Below are 17,135 nucleotides of genomic sequence, written 5' to 3' on the forward strand. Positions count from 1 at the left end.
CTCAGAACGGGCAGGCGCTTGCATGATCCGGGGCAGACACTCACTGCCCGAGGACCTGCACCCGATGAGCGCCACTGACTGGATCGGCCGAAGCGAAACCGCCCACGACCACTTGAGCCATAACCTGCTCAAACGCATTGCCGCCACCTTCGGCGAGGCTGTGCCGGAACAGGGCGCCGATTTGCCGCCGCTGTGGCAGTGGTGCTTTTTCCAGGACCCGCTGCCGGAATCGGCCTTGGGCACAGACGGCCACCCGGCCCGTGGCGGCTTCCTGCCGCCGGCCGACAACCGCAATCGCATGTGGGCTGGTGGGCGTATCGAGTTCCTGCACGCCTTGCGCGCCGGTGAGGCCGCGACCCGCGTGTCGACCATCACCCAGGTCGAAGAAAAGACCGGCCGCAGCGGCTCGCTGTTGTTTGTCACCGTGCGCCACGACTATTCCCAGGAGGGCCGCCTGGCGATCCGCGAAGAACAGGACATCGTTTACCGCGAACCCACGCCGCCCAAACAGGGTAGCGGCGACGCCTTGCCCGAAGGCGAATGGCAGGAGTCGATCAGCCCCACGCCAACCCTGCTTTTCCGCTACAGCGCCGTGACCTTCAACGGCCACCGCATCCACTACGACTACCCCTATGTCACCGACACCGAAGGCTATTCAGGCCTGGTGGTACACGGCCCGTTGATCGCCACGCTCAACCTGCGCGCGTTTTGCCGCGCCCATCCCGACGCAACCCTGCGCCGCTTTGCCTATCGCGGCGTGCGCCCACTGATTGCGCCGCAGCCGTTTGCTGTGGGTGGGAGGGTGATTGAAAACGGGGTTGCAGAACTGTGGGCTGGCAATGCAGACGGTCTGGTTCAGAAAGCCGAAATCCACTTCGAATAATCCAAGAACAACAGGCGGAGAGCCGTTAATGAACCCCAATGACAACGAAGAACTCAATGCCATCCGCGAAGGCGTGCGCGCCCTGTGCGCCGAGTTCGATGCCGCTTACTGGCGCAGCATCGACGAACAAAAAGGCTTCCCCGAAGCCTTCGTCAAAGCCCTGACCGACGCCGGCTGGCTGTCGGCGATGATCCCGGAAGAATACGGCGGCTCCGGCCTGGGCCTGGCCGAGGCGTCGGTGATCCTCGAAGAAGTCAACCGCTGCGGCGGCAACTCCGGCACCGTGCACGGCCAGATGTACAACATGTTCACCTTGCTGCGCCATGGCAGCGCAGCGCAAAAAAGCTTCTACCTGCCCAAGCTCGCCAGCGGCGAATTGCGTCTGCAATCGATGGGCGTGACCGAGCCCACCACCGGCAGCGACACCACCAAAATCAAGACCACGGCGATCAAGCGTGGCGACAAGTACGTGATCAATGGCCAGAAGGTCTGGATCTCGCGCATCCAGCATTCCGATTTGATGATTCTGCTGGCACGCACCACGCCGCTGGCCGAAGTGAAGAAAAAATCCGAAGGCATGTCGATCTTCCTGGTCGACCTGCGCGAGGCCATCGGCAACGGCCTGACCGTGCAGCCCATCGCCAACATGGTCAACCACGAAACCAACGAACTGTTTTTCGACAACCTGGAGCTGCCCCTCGACAGCCTGATCGGCGAGGAGGGCAAAGGCTTCAAATACATCCTCGACGGCCTCAACGCCGAACGCACGCTGATTGCCGCCGAGTGCATCGGTGATGGCCGTTGGTTTATCGAAAAAGCCAGTGCCTACGCCCGCGACCGCGTGGTGTTTGGTCGCCCGATCGGGCAGAACCAGGGTGTGCAGTTCCCGATTGCCGAGGCACATATCGAAATCGAAGCGGCGGACCTGATGCGCTGGCGTGCCTGTGAGGAATACGACAGCGGCAAGAACGCCGGGGCCAGCGCCAACATGGCCAAGTACCTGGCCGCCAAGGCGTCCTGGGAAGCGGCCAACGCCTGCCTGCAAACCCATGGCGGCTTTGGTTTTGCCTGCGAGTACGACGTGGAGCGCAAATTCCGCGAAACCCGCCTGTACCAGGTGGCGCCGATCTCCACCAACCTGATCCTGTCCTACGTGGCCGAGCACCTGCTCGAACTGCCACGCAGCTTCTGAGGGCCTGACCATGAGCCATACCCACGCCTTGTGTCGGTTTCTTGCAGACCTTAATTACGAACAATTGCCGGAAAACGTGCTGGCACGCACCGAAGACCTGTACCTGGATTGGCTGGCCTCGGCGCTGGCCAGCCAAGGCGCGCACCCGATCCCGCTGTTTGAACGCTACGCACAAAAAATGGGACCCACCAGCGGCCCCGCGCAGGTGATCGTCAATGGCGGCAGCACTAGCGCGTATTTTGCGGCGCTGGTGAACGCCGCATCCTCACACCTGGTGGAGCAGGATGATCTGCACAACAGCTCGGTGCTTCACCCGGCGACCGTGGTGTTTCCGGCCGCGCTGGCTGCTGCCCAGGACCTCGGCAAATCCGGCCGCCAGATGCTGCTGGCCTCGGTGGCGGGCTATGAAGCCGGAATTCGCATCGGCGAATTCTTGGGCCGGTCCCACTACCGCATCTTCCACACCACAGCCACCGTCGGCACCCTGGCGGCGGCGGTTGCCGTGGGCAAACTGCTGGACTTTAACCAAGAACAGTTCATCAACCTGCTCGGCAGCGCCGGCACCCAGGCCGCCGGGCTGTGGGAGTTTTTGCGCGATGCCGCCGACTCCAAGCAACTGCACACCGCCAAGGCGGCGGCGGATGGCTTACTCGCGGCGTATTTGACGGCGGACGGGCTCACCGGCGCACGCAATATTCTGGAAGGCGATCAAGGCTTGGCAGCGGGCATGTCCAGTGATGCCGAGCCTCGCAAGTTATCGGCCGACCTTGGCAGCCGCTGGGCGCTGCTGGAAACCTCGTTTAAGTTCCACGCCTCATGCCGTCACACCCATCCGGCCGCCGATGCGCTGCTGGACTTGATGCAGCGCGAAGGGCTGGGCGCTGCCGATATCGCCACGGTTCAAACGCGTGTCCATCAAGGTGCCATCGACGTGCTCGGCCGCGTGACCACGCCTGCCACTGTGCATCAGGCCAAATTCTCCATGGGCACTGTGCTCGGCCTGATCGCCGTGCATGGCAAGGCCGGGCTCACCGAGTTCCACGAACTCGCGCTGACCGACCCCGCCGTCTCGGCTTTTCGCGACAAGGTCAGCATGACCCTCGACGCAGAAGTTGACGGCGCCTACCCGCAGCGCTGGCTGGGCCGCGTCACTGTCACCACGCTCGATGGCCGCACGCTGCAGGGCGCCATCGACGAACCCAAGGGCGACCCGGGCAACACCCTGAGCCGGGAGGAGCTGGCGGATAAATTTCAGCGCCTTGCCCAATTCAGCTGTGCGCGCACTCCCGCGCAGGCCACTGCACTGATCGAAAAGGTCTGGAACCTGCGCGATGCAGCGTCCATGACTGACTGGCTTTGAGGAAGCATCATGACTAATCAACGACCGCTGGACGGCATTACCGTTATCAGCCTGGAGCACGCGATTGCCGCGCCATTCTGCACCCGCCAGTTGGCGGACCTCGGCGCCCGTGTGATCAAGATCGAACGGCCCGGCGCCGGTGACTTTGCCCGTGGCTATGACGAGCGCGTGCGTGGCCTGGCCTCGCACTTTGTGTGGACCAACCGCTCCAAGGAAAGCCTGACCCTGGACCTCAAGCAGGACGAGGCGGGCGACATCCTCCACAGCCTGCTGGCCGATGCCGACGTGCTGGTGCAGAACCTCGCACCCGGTGCGGCGGCACGTATGGGCCTGTCGTTTGAGGCGATGCATGAGCGTTTTCCACGGCTGATCGTCTGCGATATTTCCGGCTATGGCGAAGGCGGGCCTTATGAGAAAAAGAAAGCCTACGACCTGCTGATCCAGAGCGAGGGCGGCTTTTTATCGGTGACCGGTGGCCCAGGCGAAGACCAGATGGCCAAGGCCGGATGCTCGATCGCGGATATCTCCGCCGGTATGTACGCCTACAGCGGCATCCTCTCGGCGCTGCTGCTGCGCGGTAAAACGGGGCAGGGCAGTCGCATCGACGTGAGCATGCTCGAAAGCCTGGTGGAGTGGATGGGCTACCCGATGTATTACGCCTTCGACGGCGCGCCCCAGCCGCCACGGGCCGGGGCCGCGCATTCAACGATCTACCCGTATGGGCCGTTTCCCACCGGCGACGGCGGCACGGTGATGCTCGGGTTGCAGAACGAACGCGAATGGGCGGCCTTTTGCGACAAGGTGCTGCTCACGCCTGAGCTGGCTACCGATGAGCGTTTCTCGGCCAACTTCAAGCGCTCGGCCAACCGTGAGGCGCTGCGCCAGATCATCGTTGACAGCTTTGCGCAGTTGGACGCGCAAGCTGTGATTCAACGCCTGGAAGACGCGCAGATCGCCAGTGCCAGGGTCAACGACATGCAAGGCGTGTGGGACCACCCGCAACTCAAGGCGCGTGACAGCTGGCGTGAAGTCGCAAGCCCTGCGGGGCCGCTGCCGTCACTGTTGCCACCGGCGCGTAATGCCGCGTTTACCCCGCGCATGGACGCCGTTCCCGCTTTGGGCCAGCACAGCCAGGGCATTCTCGGTCAGCTTGGGTTTACGCCGGAAGCTGTAGACGGCCTGCGCGCACGCGGCGTTATCTAACAAGGAATTCAAGTGATGCCAAAGCCCTTAGTTCGTTCAGCCTTGTTTGTGCCCGGCAGCCGTCCGGAGCGGTTTTCCAAGGCGTTGGCCAGTGGCGCCGACGCGGTGATTGTGGATTTTGAAGACGCGGTAGAAGAGCCGCTCAAGCGCCAGGCCAGGGATAACCTTGGGGCGTTTTTGACCGCTAATCCCGACGCCCAGGTCTGGGTGCGTATTAACGCACCGGAGCATGCCGAGCATTTCGAGGATGTAGCGTTTTGCAAAGCCCATTCAAACGTCGTAGGTGTGTTACTGCCAAAGGTCGAAAGCGCGGCCCAAGTTGCCGTAGTTGCTGCCATCGGCAAAGTAATCTGGCCGATCATCGAGAGTGCCAAGGGACTGCTGGCCGTGGCTGAAATCGCCCGGGCGCCGCAGGTGCAGCGCCTGTCCTTCGGCGGCCTGGACCTGGCACTGGACCTGAACTTGAGCAGCAATTCTGCTGCCGCTCAGTTCGCCCTCGACCAGGCACGCCTGGCGCTGATTGTGCATTCGCGCGCTGCTGGTCTGGTGGCGCCGCTGGACGGCGTGCACCCGGCCATCGACGACCCCGAAGGTTTGCGCCGCTCGATCCGGCATGCCTATGAAATGGGCTTTGCCGGGGCATTGTGTATCCATCCCAAGCAGGTGGCGGTGATTCATCAAGCATTGGCGCCCAGTGCTGAAGACCTGGCCTGGGCCAAGCGCGTGGTAGAGGCGGGTGCTCATGGTGCCGGGGCTTATCAGATTGATGGGCAGATGGTGGATGCACCGGTGTTGTTGCGTGCGCAAAGGCTGCTGGCCGCCCAACTTTGACTGATAAAACTGGCTCAAAATGTGGGAGCGGGCTTGCTCGCGAATGCGGTATGTCAGCCACTTAATTAATTGCCTGATCCACCGTCTTCGCGAGCAAGCCCGCTCCCACATTGGAACATAGGCGCCTGCATAACTGGCGTTCGGCCTGGCCGAACGCAGGTATCTAAAATTCGAAATTCACTACACGCGTCACATCAGGCACCTTGCCCTACAACACAACAATAAGAAGGTGATTCCCCATGCTCAAGCTTTCTCGGGCGCTGCTGTGCGCCGCCACTGTGTTTGCCGCGGGCCTGGCCCAGGCGGCAGACCCGATTGTGATCAAGTTCGCCCACGTGGTCGCCGAAAATACCCCCAAAGGCCAGGGTGCGCTGCTGTTCAAAAAGCTCGCCGAAGAGCGCCTGCCGGGCCGTGTGAAGGTCGAGGTGTACCCCAACTCCTCGCTGTTCGGCGATGGTAAAGAGATGGAAGCGCTGTTGTTGGGCGACGTGCAGATGCTGGCGCCGTCACTGGCGAAGTTCGAGCAATACACCAAGCAAGTGCAGATTTACGACCTGCCGTTCCTGTTCAACGACCTGGCCGCCGTCGACCGCTTCCAGGCTGCTCAGGGCAAGGCATTGCTGACCTCGATGCAGGACAAGAACATCCTCGGCCTGGCCTATTGGCACAACGGCCTCAAGCAACTCTCAGCCAACAAAGCCCTGCATGAACCCAAGGACGCCCGTGGCCTGAAGTTCCGTGTGCAGGCCTCCAGCGTACTCGAGGAACAGTTCAAGGCGATCCGCGCCAACCCGCGCAAGATGAGCTTTGCCGAGGTGTACCAAGGCCTGCAGACCGGCACCGTGAATGGCACCGAGAACACCTGGTCCAACTATGAAAGCCAGAAGGTCAACGAGGTGCAGAAGTACTTCACCGAGTCCAACCACGGCCTGATCGACTACATGGTGATCACCAACGCCAAGTTCTGGAACGGCCTGCCGCCGGATGTGCGCACCACCCTGGACCAGATCATGGTCGAAGTCACCGTGGAGGTGAACAAGCAGGCCGAAGCGCTGAACCAGTCGGCCCGGCAGAAGATCATCGACGCCAAGACCAGCGAAATCATCGAACTGACCCCGGAGCAACGCCAGCTGTGGCGCGAAGCCATGCGCCCGGTGTGGCAGAAGTTCGAGGGTGAGATTGGCGCCGACCTGATCAAGGCAGCGGACGCCTCTAACCAGTAATCGTGGGTTGTATCGGGACCCTATGTGGGAGCGGGCTTGCTCGCGAATGCAGTCTTTCAGTTGATGCATTCGGTAACTGACACACCGTATTCGCGAGCAAGCCCGCTCCCACATATTGACCCGGTTTCGACCCTGAGCCTTGCACCTACCTATCTCTGCTTCGCGAGGTTTTGCCATGCAAACGCTAAGGCGCGTCTGGGAGCACCTGGAGGAAGGTTTCATTGCCTTCCTGCTGGCCGCCATGACCCTGGTGACATTCGTCTACGTCATGCTCAACAACATCTACACGCTGTTTTTTGCTCTGTCTGACAAGTGGGCATGGAGCAGCAGCTTTTTCGGTGCCCTGGGCGACCACACCATGACCTGGGCCCAGGACATGACCTGGAGCGTGGCGCTGACCAAGGCCATGTTCGGCTGGCTGATTTTCTTTGGCATCTCTTACGGCGTGCGCACCGCCGGCCACCTCGGTGTGGACGCGTTGGTCAAACTGACCAAACGCCCGGTGCAACGCCTGCTCGGCATGCTCGCGTGTGTGTGCTGCCTGGCCTACGCCGGATTGTTCATGGTCGCCAGCTACAAGTGGGTGAGTGCCGTGATGACCGCGCATATCGGCGCCGAAGACCTCGACCAATACGGCGTGGACGTGGGCGATATCGTGATCATCGTGCCCATCGGTTTTGCCCTGGTGTTTATCCGCTACCTGGAAATTTTCTACCGCATCTTTACCCACCGTCAGGTCGGGTTGGGGCTGGCCGACGAGGCCGGAGAGGCCAGCAAGTTGGCCGGCAGCCATGAGGAGCGTCACTGATGGCCGTGCTCTGTCTGTTTTTGCTGTTGTTCGTGTTCATGTTCCTCGGCGTGCCAATCGCGATTTCCCTGGGGCTGTCCGGCGCGGTGTCGATCCTGATGTTCAGCCAGGACTCGGTGAGTTCGCTGGCCATCAAGTTGTTCGAAACCTCCGACGCCTACACCTTCCTGGCGATTCCATTCTTCCTGCTCTCCGGTGCGTTCATGACCACTGGCGGTGTGGCGCAGCGGCTGATCGACTTCGCCAATGCCTGTGTCGGGCATATCCGCGGCGGCCTGGCAATTGCGGCCGTGCTGGCGTGCATGCTGTTTGCGGCGCTGTCCGGGTCATCACCGGCGACGGTGGCGGCAGTCGGCTCGATTGCGGTGGCGGGGATGGTGCGTTCCGGTTACCCGAAGGAATTCGGCGCGGGGATCATCTGCAACGCCGGCACCTTGGGCATCCTGATCCCGCCGTCGATCGTGATGGTGGTGTACTCGGCGGCCACTGAAACCTCGGTGGGCAAGCTGTTCATGGCCGGGGTGATTCCCGGGTTGCTGCTGGGGCTGATGCTGATGGTCGCGATCTACATCGTCGCGCGCATCAAGAAGTTGCCGGCGCAGCCACGTGCGACCTTCCGTGAGTGGCTGACCTGCGCTCGCCGGGCATTCTGGGGCTTGCTGCTGCTGGTGATCATCCTGGGCGGTATCTACAGCGGCATGTTCACGCCGACCGAAGCAGCGGCGGTGGCGGCGGTGTATTCGGCATTTGTCGCGTTGTTTGTCTACAAGGACATGAAACTGCGCGATTGCCCCAAGGTGCTGCTGGAATCCGGGCGCCTGGCGATCATGCTGATGTTTATCATCGCCAACGCCATGCTCTTCGCCCATGTACTGACCACCGAACAGATCCCGCAGGAAATCACCGCCTGGGTGATCTCCGAAGGCCTCACGCCGATCGGCTTTTTGATCATGGTCAACGTGGTGTTGCTGGTGGCCGGCAGCTTTATGGAGCCGTCCGCGATTGTGCTGATCCTGGCGCCGATCTTCTTCCCCATCGCGATGAAGCTGGGTATCGACCCGATTCACCTGGGGATTGTGATGGTGGTAAACATGGAAATCGGCCTGGTACACCCGCCGGTAGGGCTGAACTTGTTTGTGACCTCGGCGGTGACCGGTTTGACGCTCGGGCAGACGATTCGCGCGGCGTTGCCGTGGCTGATGATCCTGTTGGTGTTTTTGATCATGGTCACGTACTTGCCGTTTATCTCGCTGGCGCTGCCGCACTGGCTGGGGATGTAGCCACCTGACGCTTATCGAGTCCATCGGCCGCGCTTTGCGCCGATGGATTTTGTGTTATCGACCCTTGAAGCGAATTTCCCGATAGCGCGGTACTGTGAGATGCCAGGCAATATTGCCGCGCCATTGGCTATGCAGGGCTTGGGCACAGACCTGAGCCTGCTCCCGCGCGCGCTCGTCATAGCCCAGCGTGGCCAGGCGCGAGGGGAGCAAAGCTTGGGCACTTGCGAAGCGTTTGGCCCACCTTTCTATACGTCGGGCCACCTCCTGCGAGGCTTGCTCGGGCGTATGGCCCTGTGTATGTATCAGGTGCGTCAGGAGGTTGTAGATATCGTCATCGGGGTTTTCCATGATTGGAAAAGACAACACGTCATTGACTGCCTTAAACAGATTCAGGGCCAGGCTGCGCAGCTCCTGCCAGGGCTGGCTGTAATACAAGGACGACGACAGTTGAATGTTTTGTGCCAGGTAAATGAACTCGAGGCACACCTGAAAGCCACCCGCGTTTTGCCACAGGTTTTCGTAGCCCTCTATGGGCGGCTGGGTGTGATGACGTCGGTGCATCAGTGCCGTGGTGCACGGTGCCAGGTAAGCCAGATACTGCTCACCCACGCGTTGCTTCCAAAGGGGCGGCATCAAACGCGATGCGCGCCGGATGATATCCGCCAGCCCACGGGTCAGCGGGCTGCGGCTCTGTGTGTTTGATGTAAAAGCGCCCGTGTGGACCTCGCGAATCAGTCGCTCCAGAGTCTGTGGATCTTTGCAGTCTTCGTCGGCCAGATCATCCTGACAACTGAACCAACCTACCAGATCGGAAAGGATCAGCAGCATTTCAAGGGGGGCGTCACTCCACATGTAGCCTGCATAGGTGCCGGGAATATAGATGTCCAGTTGGTGGGCGGCATGGGCGGAGTCTTCCAACCCCATTGCCTTGAGCCACTGGCGGGTATGCTGTTGGGCCTGCTCGGTAAAAGGACTCAGGGGATAAATGGCCGTTTCCAGCCAAAGAGGCAGGTGGAAGGGCGCAAGGCGTTGCTCTGTTTCCCCGATGGCTGACAATGGCGCAACGGAGGGTAGGGCGTCGGCCCATGTCGCCATCTCGACTAACCCATGACGCTCGACGATGGTGTGGAACCATGCCGTGAAAGTGTCGGGCGCGTTAGTCAATTCTTCTTGCAGGTCCAGGGGATGTACCCAGCGCCACGCCTTGGCTTCGTCTGGTGCCGGGGTGGGGTCCGTCAGGTTCACACCGACAAGCACATGATCATATTCAAATTCAGTCAGCTCACCCGGCACCTGTGCCTTGTAGATGAAGGTGAAGCGCTCGGTCAGCTCACAGGTCAGCCCCATTTCTTCCATGAGGCGGCGTTTTCCCGCGTCGAGGGTTTTCTCGCCCAGTCGCGGGTGACCGCAGCACGTGTTACTCCATAGGCCGGGGGAGTGATATTTGCCATCGGCTCTTTGTTGCATCAGCAAGCGAGCGCGCCCATCAAAGATGAAGATCGAGAAGGCACGGTGCAGCAAGCCTTTTTGGTGAGCGTACAGTTTCTCGGCGATGCCAATCTGCCGGTCGTTGGTGTCAACCACTATCAGTAGCTCTTGCATCGGGCAGCGCTCTGCGGGGGGGGGGGTAGATGACTTATAGCTTGAGAGGCGCGTTTTTGTTATTCGTGTTTGGTTTCAGTGTGTTGGTTTTTATTAGTAAATGCATTTTTATGCCTGTTTGGAAGCTAAATAGCGTTGAAAAGTTATTAGAGATAGGTGGTGGTTTCAAGCACGGCTGCTAGTGTTGATTTATTCACACTGTTACTGACGTAAAGCCGTGGCCTGTTGTGTGTTGATGGTCTTTTACGCATAAAAAAACGCTGTGTAAAAGTGAGAAGAAACGCTCTCAAACCGTCAAGCCTTGAGGTAATAAAAATGGCCCCTTCCTGCTCGTCCTTTAATGAAGCGTGGTACGCCAGTGCCAAAATCCGGTGGTCTGAACCTTTCAAGTATCAGGAGCGCGCCCCTGGGAAACGGGTGAGAACCGAACTTGCTTGGGCACTTGCTGCGTTGTACGACTTACCCGCTGCCCAGGTACATTTACTCTGCATTGCCATTGAGCAAATGAACCTGTCGTCATTGATACATGACGATATAATTGATGGTGATGATTTACGTCGTGGAATACCAACCGTATGGCGTCAATACGGTATGGATGTCGCCTTGGTTTCTGGGATGTACGGTTACCTCGAGGGTCTCCACACCCTGGCGCAACTCAATAATTTGAATGTTTTGCGCGCAGGCGTAGAAAGTCTTGAGTGCCTGCATATCGGGCAATTCCTTGACGCCAAAGTGAGTAATGGTGAGGTATTACCCACCCTGGAAGAGTACGGGTGTATTGCTCAGGCCAATACCAGTTGTTTTTTTGTGTTTCTGTTAAAGGCCTGCCAGTGTCTAAAAGCATTGGACACAGAGACTTATTACCTACTGGAGTCTCTGCTGCGCTTGTTAGGTGTCTATTATCGCTATGTTAATGACTACTGCGATATCAACCATATTCCGCATTTTGAAAAGAAAGGCTTTGCAAGGGATCTGGAGGGGGGGCCTAAGTCATTTTTGATGATTTTGGCGGGTCAGGCCTTGGTAAAGGGGCCGCTAACGTCAGACCAGAAAAAACACATCATTCGAGGGTTCGGGGAGGCAGGGGTATTCGAGGCCGCTTTGGCATTGATGGAGCAAACCTTTGGGCAGCTTTTGTGCGATCTGGATGCTATAAAACAGCGTAATGGCAAAATTACCGCGCTGGCGGTTTTTTTGAGCGACATCCATTTCCAGCCTGGGCCGGATGACAATTATTACGAGCGCGTCCTCGCCTAGCCGCCGCACTGGCTGGGGATGTAACACGGTCTAAAATGTGGGAGCAGGCAAGCCAGCTCCCACCTTTGATTTTTGTCAGGCCTTAGTTATCCATCGCATTCAAGATCGCGTAAGCCAACTTCACCCGCTCGGCATTCGGGTAATTGCGGTTAGCCAGAATCACCACACCCATGTCCTTGCTCGGGACATACGCCACATACGCACCAAAACCGCCGGTTGAGCCGGTTTTGTTGTACAGCACGTTGGCCGGTTGTGCCTGTGCCGGTGTCAGCCAACTGACCTTGTGCGGCTGCATCGCCATTTCGGTCGAGTTGCCATCCAGCAAGGCCTGCAGCTTGATCGGGTAGGGGTAGCGCTCCCAACCCAGGCCCTGGGTCATGCCATTGACCGTGTAGTAACCCGCGTGAGTGGTGGCGATCGCTTGTTGCAGCGGCTTTTCCAGGGTTTCGGGGTGCATGTTCGCGATCACATAACGGGCGAGGTCCTGGGTGCTGGTCTTGATGCCGTAGGCTTCGCTGTCGAGTGCGCCGGGGGTGACACGTACCGGCTTCTGCTGCTTGTCGTAACCTTGGGCATAGTGCTCGGATTTACCCGAGGGCACGCTCACATGGGTATTGCTCAAACCCAGCTTGGGCAGCAGGTTTTTTTCCATGGCCACGTTGAACGGCTGTCCCAGGCTTTGCGCCGCGAGGTAGCCGAACAAGCCAATGCTGGGGTTCGAGTACAGGCGTTGTTCACCTGGCGCGTAAGCCGGTTTCCACTGTTGGAAGTAGCCGAGCATGCCTTGGGCGTTGTCGGCCGCCTGCGGAAACTGCAGCGGCAAGCCACCGGGCGTGTAGGTCGCCAGTTGCAGCAGGCTGATGTGGTCGAATACGCCACCGGCCAGGGCAGGCAGGTGCTGGCTGGCGGTGTCCGAGAGCTTGAGTTTACCGGTGGCCTGGGCGTAGGCACCGAGGGTGGCGGTGAAGGTCTTGCTCACCGAGCCCACTTCAAACAAGGTGTTTTCGTTAACGGGCTGCTGTGTTTCCTTGGACGCTACACCGTAGTTAAAGTATTGCACCTTGCCGTTGTTCACCACCGCGACCGACAGGCCGGGAATGCCTTGTTGCTGCATCAGCGGCGCAACGTGGCTGTCGACAACGGAGCGCAAGTCGGCAGCGGCCATGCAACTTCCAGAAACAATAAATAGGGCCGATATCAGTGTTTTTTGTAAGATTTGGTTCATGGTGATTCGCTTCCATGTAAAGGATGTGCTGACGATAAAGGCCTGCGCAGGCGGGGCAAATCTAGGTGGATTTTGTTCGCTGGGCAAACGATGATATCTCGCATCAGCCATTAGAAAAATTAGGGTTAGGCATGTTGCGCTCCCATCTCCCCCTCAACGCCCTGCGCGCATTCGAGGCTTCGGCCCGGCATTTGAGCTTTACCCGCGCCGCCATCGAGCTGTGCGTGACCCAGGCAGCGGTCAGTCACCAGGTCAAAAGCCTGGAGGCGCAACTGAATGTCACCTTGTTCAAGCGCCTGCCACGCGGCCTGATGCTGACCCGCGAAGGCGAAACCCTGCTGCCGGTCGTGCGTGAATCGTTCGACCGTATTGCGCTTACCTTAGGCCAGTTCGAAGGTGGCCATTACCGTGAAGTGCTCACCGTCGGGGCGGTGGGCACCTTCGCCGTCGGCTGGTTGCTGCCGCGCTTGCCGGATTTTCAAAGTCGCTATCCGTTTATCGACCTGCGCCTGTCGACCCACAACAACCGCGTCGACGTCGCCGCCGAAGGCCTCGACTACGCGATCCGCTTCGGCGCCGGTGCCTGGCATGGTACCGAGGCGTGCCAACTGCTCGAAGCGCCGTTGACCGTGCTGTGCGTGCCGCAGATTGCCGAGCAATTGCACACCCCGGACGACGTGCTCAAGCACACATTGCTGCGCTCTTACCGCGCCGATGAATGGAACCTGTGGTTCCAGGCGGCCGGGCTGCCGGCCGATACGCTGGTGCCGCGCAGCATCGTGTTCGACTCGTCCCTGGCGATGATGGAGGCCGCGCAGCAAGGCATCGGCGTGGCGTTGGCACCGGCGATGATGTTCTCGCGGCAATTGGAGAGCGATGTGATTCGCCAGCCGTTCACCGTGGGCATCAGCACCGGCAGTTATTGGCTGACGCGTTTGCAATCGCGGCCAGAAACCTCGGCCATGGCCGCGTTCAAAAGCTGGTTGAAAGCGCACACCGCTCAGGCTTGAAGGTTTTACTCTTGAAACAAAATGAAACATTTGTGCCGGGGCTGACCTCTACCGTACCCCGTACCGAGTGCTTCCATGAAAATCCCGCGCCCCTCTGCCCGCATGCCCCACCTTGTCCAACTGCGCAACCTGAAGATGGCCCGCTCGGCCCATGCCTATGTGCGCGGCAGCACGGTGCAGTTTTACGAGTGGCTGCACAGCCAGCCCGGTCGCCGCTTGCCCCATGGCCCGGCGATCTGGATCTGCGGCGATTGCCACGCGGGCAACCTCGGCCCTACAGGCGATACCAAGGGCCGTATCGACATGCATATCCGCGACCTCGACCAAACCGTGATCGGCAACCCGGCCCACGACCTGGTGCGCCTGGCGCTGTCGTTGGCCACCGCCGCACGCGGCTCGGACTTGCCGGGCGTGACCACCGCACGCATGCTCGAAGAAATGATGGTGGGGTACGAGCAAGCCTTTAAAGACAAGCCCGATGAAGCGCCGCCGCGTCCATCCCAGGTCAAGGCCGGCATGCGCAGTGCGGTGGAGCGCACCTGGAAAAACCTGGCGCGTGAACGCATTGAGAGTGCGCGGCCAACCATTCCGCTGGGCAAGCATTTCTGGTCATTGTCACGGGCTGAAAAGAGCGCGCTGGAGAGCGTCTGCGCCTCGGATGAAATCCATCAGTTGGTGACCTCGCTCAAAGGTCGCCCAAAAGATGCCAAGGTCCAATTGCTCGATTCGGCCTATTGGGTCAAAGGCTGCAGCTCCCTCGGCTTGCTGCGTTATGCAGCCTTGTTGGGTGTGGGCGACAAGGACGACCAGGAATATTGCCTGATCGACATCAAGGAAGCCGTCGGCGCCGCCGCGCCCCGGGCGGCACGCGCGAAGATGCCACGCGACAATGGCCGGCGCGTAGTGGAAGGCGCCCGCCAGCTGTCACCGGGCCTGGGCGAGCGCATGCTGGCCACGCGTTTTCTCGATCACGGTTTCTTCATCCGTGAACTGCTGCCTCAAGACATGAAACTGGAACTCGATGAGCTGAGCGAGATCGACGCCATGCACGCCGCCGGTTATCTGGCCCGCGTGGTCGGTATCGCCCATGCCCGGCAGATGGACCGCGATACGCGCAAGGATTGGATGGCGGTGTTGCAGGAAAATCGCTCTAAACAACTGGATGCGCCGTCGTGGTTATGGACCAGTGTGGTGCAGTTGGTGGGCAGCCATGAGCAGGGGTATCTCAACCATTGTCGGCGGTATGCGTTGGAGCACTAAAAGAAGTGCATGAAAGATGCGGCTATTTATGACGTTAAGAAAATTCCGCTATTGCTTAGGAATTTTCCTAGTTGACTAGTCGCAATCTTGAGAGTGTCAAGTGAATGTATGTTGCCACTTGTCGGAAAGATAACGTGTCAGAGCCACGCATATTCATTTCATTCGCATATTTATCAATAAGTTAGTTATTGATTTGTGATGGTTTTATGATTTGACGGAATGTTGGCATATTCAAGGTTCGATGATAGCTTCCCGCCTTCAATTATCGACGGATCGAATATGCACTTGTCCTCGCCATGGATTCGGCCATTACTGTGCCTGACAGTGTTGTGCCTCTGCGCCCACAACAGCGCCTTCGCTGCGACTAATCCAGGTGATCAGGACCTGATTCGTGACCGGCAGAACCGCCTGCTGGAAGAACAGCAGCGGCGTCTTGAAGAACTCAAGGACCTGCCCGGCAAAGAGCTGAAACCGGTGGCTCCCGCCACCCCGGTTGATACCCGTTGCTTCCCCATTCAGCACATCGAACTCAAGGGCGCCGACACCTTGTCTGTCGATGAGCGCGAGCGCCTGGTCAAGCTCTACGTCAATCAGTGCCTGGGCGTTTCCCAGCTGAATGAATTGCTCAAGCGCGTGACCGACTATTACATCGACAAAGGTCTGGTCACCAGCCGCGCCTACTTGCCGCAACAAGACCTGTCCAGCGGTCGTCTGCAAGTATTGGTGGTGGAAGGCAAGCTGGAGGGGGTTAAAGGCGCTGACAACAGCAAGCTGTCCGAGCGTGAACTGGCCATGGCGTTTCCCGGCCACACCGGCGACTTGCTCAACTTGCGAGAAGTTGAACAAGCCATCGATCAGCTCAACCGTTTGCCATCCAACCAGGCACAAATGGAACTGGCGCCCGGCAGCGAAGTGGGCGGCAGCACGGTGTTGGTCAAGAACAACCCGCAGAAACCCTGGCGTGCCAGCCTGTCGCGCAATAACGATGGGCAGCGCAGCACTGGCGAGCAGCAGTGGGGCACCGGCTTTGAATGGGACAGCCCACTCGGCCTGGCAGATCAACTGGTGCTGCGCGGCGGCCATGACGCGATCAGCGACCATCAAAAAACCTCTAAAAACGCCATGCTCTACTACAACGTGCCGTGGGGTTGGTGGAACTTCAGCTACAGCTACAACCAGAGCGATTACCGCTCGGTGGCCCAGGGCGATGGCTTTGATTTCAAGCAAACCGGCGACAGCCAAAACCACCAGTTGCGCGCCGAGCGGGTGATCCACCGCGACGCCCTGAGCAAAACCTCGGTGAACGTGGGCCTGGCCCATCTGCGCACCAACAACTACATCAACGACAGCCACCTCAAAGAGAGCAGCAATCGCCTCAGTGAGTTGCAAGTGGGCATCAACCACGGGCGCCGCATTGGCAGCGCCTTCGTCAACCTCGACGTCGGCATGCAGAACGGCACCGGCGCGTTCGACGCCCAGGGCAATCACAACCCTGGCCCGGGCGTGCCGGATGCGCGCTACCGCAAATACACCGCCACGGTCAGCTACCTGCAACCGTTCAGGCTGTGGGGCGAGTCTTTCAGTTTTACCAGCCTGGCCACCGGCCAACGCAGCGAAGACGTGCTATTCAGCCCGCAGCGCATGAGCCTGGGCGGTTCTTCGTCGGTACGCGGTTACAAAGACCAGCAACTCAACGGTGACAGCGGCGGCTACTGGCGCAACGACCTGCGCTGGAGCCGCCCGGTGACGCTGGAGTGGCTGCGCCCAGTGTTTGGCGAGTACGGCGCCAGTGTCGGTTATGACCAGGGCGTGATTCGCAATGCGCGCTACAACGGCGAGGTACACGGCCGGGTCTCGAGCAACTCGCTGGAGCTGTTTGCCCGTGGCCAATACGTGAGCACCAGCGTGACCTTTGCCCACTCGCTGGAACGACCGGCCACGCTGCTTGAGCGCGAAGCGCCGATCTACTTCCGCATGGATTTTTTCCTCTAATTCAACGCC

Annotated in this window: 14 protein-coding genes; 12 read left to right on the forward strand and 2 right to left on the reverse strand. The window is 59.6% G+C overall.

The annotated features are described in order from the left end of the window. The first annotated feature begins 64 nt into the window (after positions 1-64). From K0H48_RS12545 to dctM, 8 genes are all read left to right on the forward strand, one after another. Positions 65-883, forward strand: a complete 819-nt coding sequence (locus K0H48_RS12545; protein ID WP_219267699.1) for a MaoC family dehydratase N-terminal domain-containing protein — start codon at positions 65-67, stop codon at positions 881-883. Positions 884-911: 28 nt separating this feature from the next. Then, on the forward strand, positions 912-2,075 hold the full coding sequence (locus K0H48_RS12550) for an acyl-CoA dehydrogenase family protein (protein ID WP_219267700.1): 1,164 nt from the start codon (positions 912-914) through the stop codon (positions 2,073-2,075). Between the two features lie 10 nt (positions 2,076-2,085). After that, positions 2,086-3,435 (forward strand): MmgE/PrpD family protein, encoded by a 1,350-nt coding sequence (locus K0H48_RS12555; protein WP_219267701.1) that lies wholly within the window; start codon positions 2,086-2,088, stop codon positions 3,433-3,435. Positions 3,436-3,444: 9 nt separating this feature from the next. Continuing rightward, the gene (locus K0H48_RS12560; protein ID WP_219267702.1) at positions 3,445-4,638 is read left to right on the forward strand and encodes a CaiB/BaiF CoA-transferase family protein; all 1,194 of its coding nucleotides are present in this window, start codon (positions 3,445-3,447) and stop codon (positions 4,636-4,638) included. Positions 4,639-4,653: 15 nt separating this feature from the next. Continuing rightward, positions 4,654-5,469, forward strand: a complete 816-nt coding sequence (locus K0H48_RS12565) for a CoA ester lyase (RefSeq protein ID WP_219267703.1) — start codon at positions 4,654-4,656, stop codon at positions 5,467-5,469. Between the two features lie 239 nt (positions 5,470-5,708). Continuing rightward, positions 5,709-6,692, forward strand: coding sequence for a TRAP transporter substrate-binding protein (locus K0H48_RS12570; RefSeq protein WP_138815224.1), 984 nt, complete (start codon positions 5,709-5,711; stop codon positions 6,690-6,692). Positions 6,693-6,867: 175 nt separating this feature from the next. Beyond that, positions 6,868-7,500 (forward strand): TRAP transporter small permease, encoded by a 633-nt coding sequence (locus K0H48_RS12575; protein ID WP_219267704.1) that lies wholly within the window; start codon positions 6,868-6,870, stop codon positions 7,498-7,500. After that, positions 7,500-8,780, forward strand: coding sequence for a C4-dicarboxylate TRAP transporter large permease protein DctM (dctM, locus tag K0H48_RS12580; RefSeq protein ID WP_017137472.1), 1,281 nt, complete (start codon positions 7,500-7,502; stop codon positions 8,778-8,780). The genes K0H48_RS12575 and dctM overlap by 1 nt, the downstream gene beginning before the upstream one ends. 54 nt (positions 8,781-8,834) lie before the next feature. Here the strand turns inward: dctM and idi are convergent, their stop codons facing one another. Next, complete coding sequence (gene idi / locus K0H48_RS30740; RefSeq protein WP_257626932.1) at positions 8,835-10,382, reverse strand: isopentenyl-diphosphate Delta-isomerase; 1,548 nt, start codon at positions 10,380-10,382, stop codon at positions 8,835-8,837. 315 nt (positions 10,383-10,697) lie between these two features. On the opposite strand from idi, the gene K0H48_RS12595 reads away from it, so the two are divergent. Next, positions 10,698-11,639 carry a polyprenyl synthetase family protein gene (locus tag K0H48_RS12595; protein WP_219267705.1) on the forward strand — a complete coding sequence of 314 codons (942 nt, stop codon included), beginning with the start codon at positions 10,698-10,700 and terminating at the stop codon, positions 11,637-11,639. An 82-nt stretch (positions 11,640-11,721) separates the two neighbouring features. Here the strand turns inward: K0H48_RS12595 and ampC are convergent, their stop codons facing one another. Further along, a complete protein-coding gene (ampC, locus tag K0H48_RS12600; RefSeq protein WP_219267706.1) occupies positions 11,722-12,864 on the reverse strand; it encodes a class C beta-lactamase in 1,143 nt (380 codons plus the stop codon). Positions 12,865-12,995: 131 nt separating this feature from the next. Here ampC and K0H48_RS12605 point away from each other — a divergent pair, with 131 nt between their 5' ends. The 3 genes from K0H48_RS12605 (at position 12,996) to K0H48_RS12615 (ending at position 17,126) form a co-directional block, all read left to right on the forward strand. Continuing rightward, positions 12,996-13,874: a LysR family transcriptional regulator gene (locus K0H48_RS12605; protein WP_219267707.1), complete on the forward strand. Its 879-nt coding sequence runs from the start codon at positions 12,996-12,998 to the stop codon at positions 13,872-13,874. Positions 13,875-13,949: 75 nt separating this feature from the next. After that, the gene (locus tag K0H48_RS12610; RefSeq protein WP_219267708.1) at positions 13,950-15,134 is read left to right on the forward strand and encodes a DUF2252 family protein; all 1,185 of its coding nucleotides are present in this window, start codon (positions 13,950-13,952) and stop codon (positions 15,132-15,134) included. Between the two features lie 279 nt (positions 15,135-15,413). Then, positions 15,414-17,126, forward strand: a complete 1,713-nt coding sequence (locus K0H48_RS12615; RefSeq protein ID WP_219267709.1) for a ShlB/FhaC/HecB family hemolysin secretion/activation protein — start codon at positions 15,414-15,416, stop codon at positions 17,124-17,126. Positions 17,127-17,135: the final 9 nt, after the last annotated feature.

Source organism: Pseudomonas sp. Xaverov 259 (genome assembly GCF_019352915.1).
Classification (GTDB): domain Bacteria; phylum Pseudomonadota; class Gammaproteobacteria; order Pseudomonadales; family Pseudomonadaceae; genus Aquipseudomonas.

Coding starts and splice junctions, on each gene's coding strand:
- K0H48_RS12545 (WP_219267699.1), top strand. CDS start 65: ATGAGCGCCACTGACTGGATCGGCCGAAGCGAAACCGCCCACGACCAC.
- K0H48_RS12550 (WP_219267700.1), top strand. CDS start 912: ATGAACCCCAATGACAACGAAGAACTCAATGCCATCCGCGAAGGCGTG.
- K0H48_RS12555 (WP_219267701.1), top strand. CDS start 2,086: ATGAGCCATACCCACGCCTTGTGTCGGTTTCTTGCAGACCTTAATTAC.
- K0H48_RS12560 (WP_219267702.1), top strand. CDS start 3,445: ATGACTAATCAACGACCGCTGGACGGCATTACCGTTATCAGCCTGGAG.
- K0H48_RS12565 (WP_219267703.1), top strand. CDS start 4,654: ATGCCAAAGCCCTTAGTTCGTTCAGCCTTGTTTGTGCCCGGCAGCCGT.
- K0H48_RS12570 (WP_138815224.1), top strand. CDS start 5,709: ATGCTCAAGCTTTCTCGGGCGCTGCTGTGCGCCGCCACTGTGTTTGCC.
- K0H48_RS12575 (WP_219267704.1), top strand. CDS start 6,868: ATGCAAACGCTAAGGCGCGTCTGGGAGCACCTGGAGGAAGGTTTCATT.
- dctM (WP_017137472.1), top strand. CDS start 7,500: ATGGCCGTGCTCTGTCTGTTTTTGCTGTTGTTCGTGTTCATGTTCCTC.
- idi (WP_257626932.1), bottom strand. CDS start 10,382: ATGCAAGAGCTACTGATAGTGGTTGACACCAACGACCGGCAGATTGGC.
- K0H48_RS12595 (WP_219267705.1), top strand. CDS start 10,698: ATGGCCCCTTCCTGCTCGTCCTTTAATGAAGCGTGGTACGCCAGTGCC.
- ampC (WP_219267706.1), bottom strand. CDS start 12,864: ATGAACCAAATCTTACAAAAAACACTGATATCGGCCCTATTTATTGTT.
- K0H48_RS12605 (WP_219267707.1), top strand. CDS start 12,996: ATGTTGCGCTCCCATCTCCCCCTCAACGCCCTGCGCGCATTCGAGGCT.
- K0H48_RS12610 (WP_219267708.1), top strand. CDS start 13,950: ATGAAAATCCCGCGCCCCTCTGCCCGCATGCCCCACCTTGTCCAACTG.
- K0H48_RS12615 (WP_219267709.1), top strand. CDS start 15,414: ATGCACTTGTCCTCGCCATGGATTCGGCCATTACTGTGCCTGACAGTG.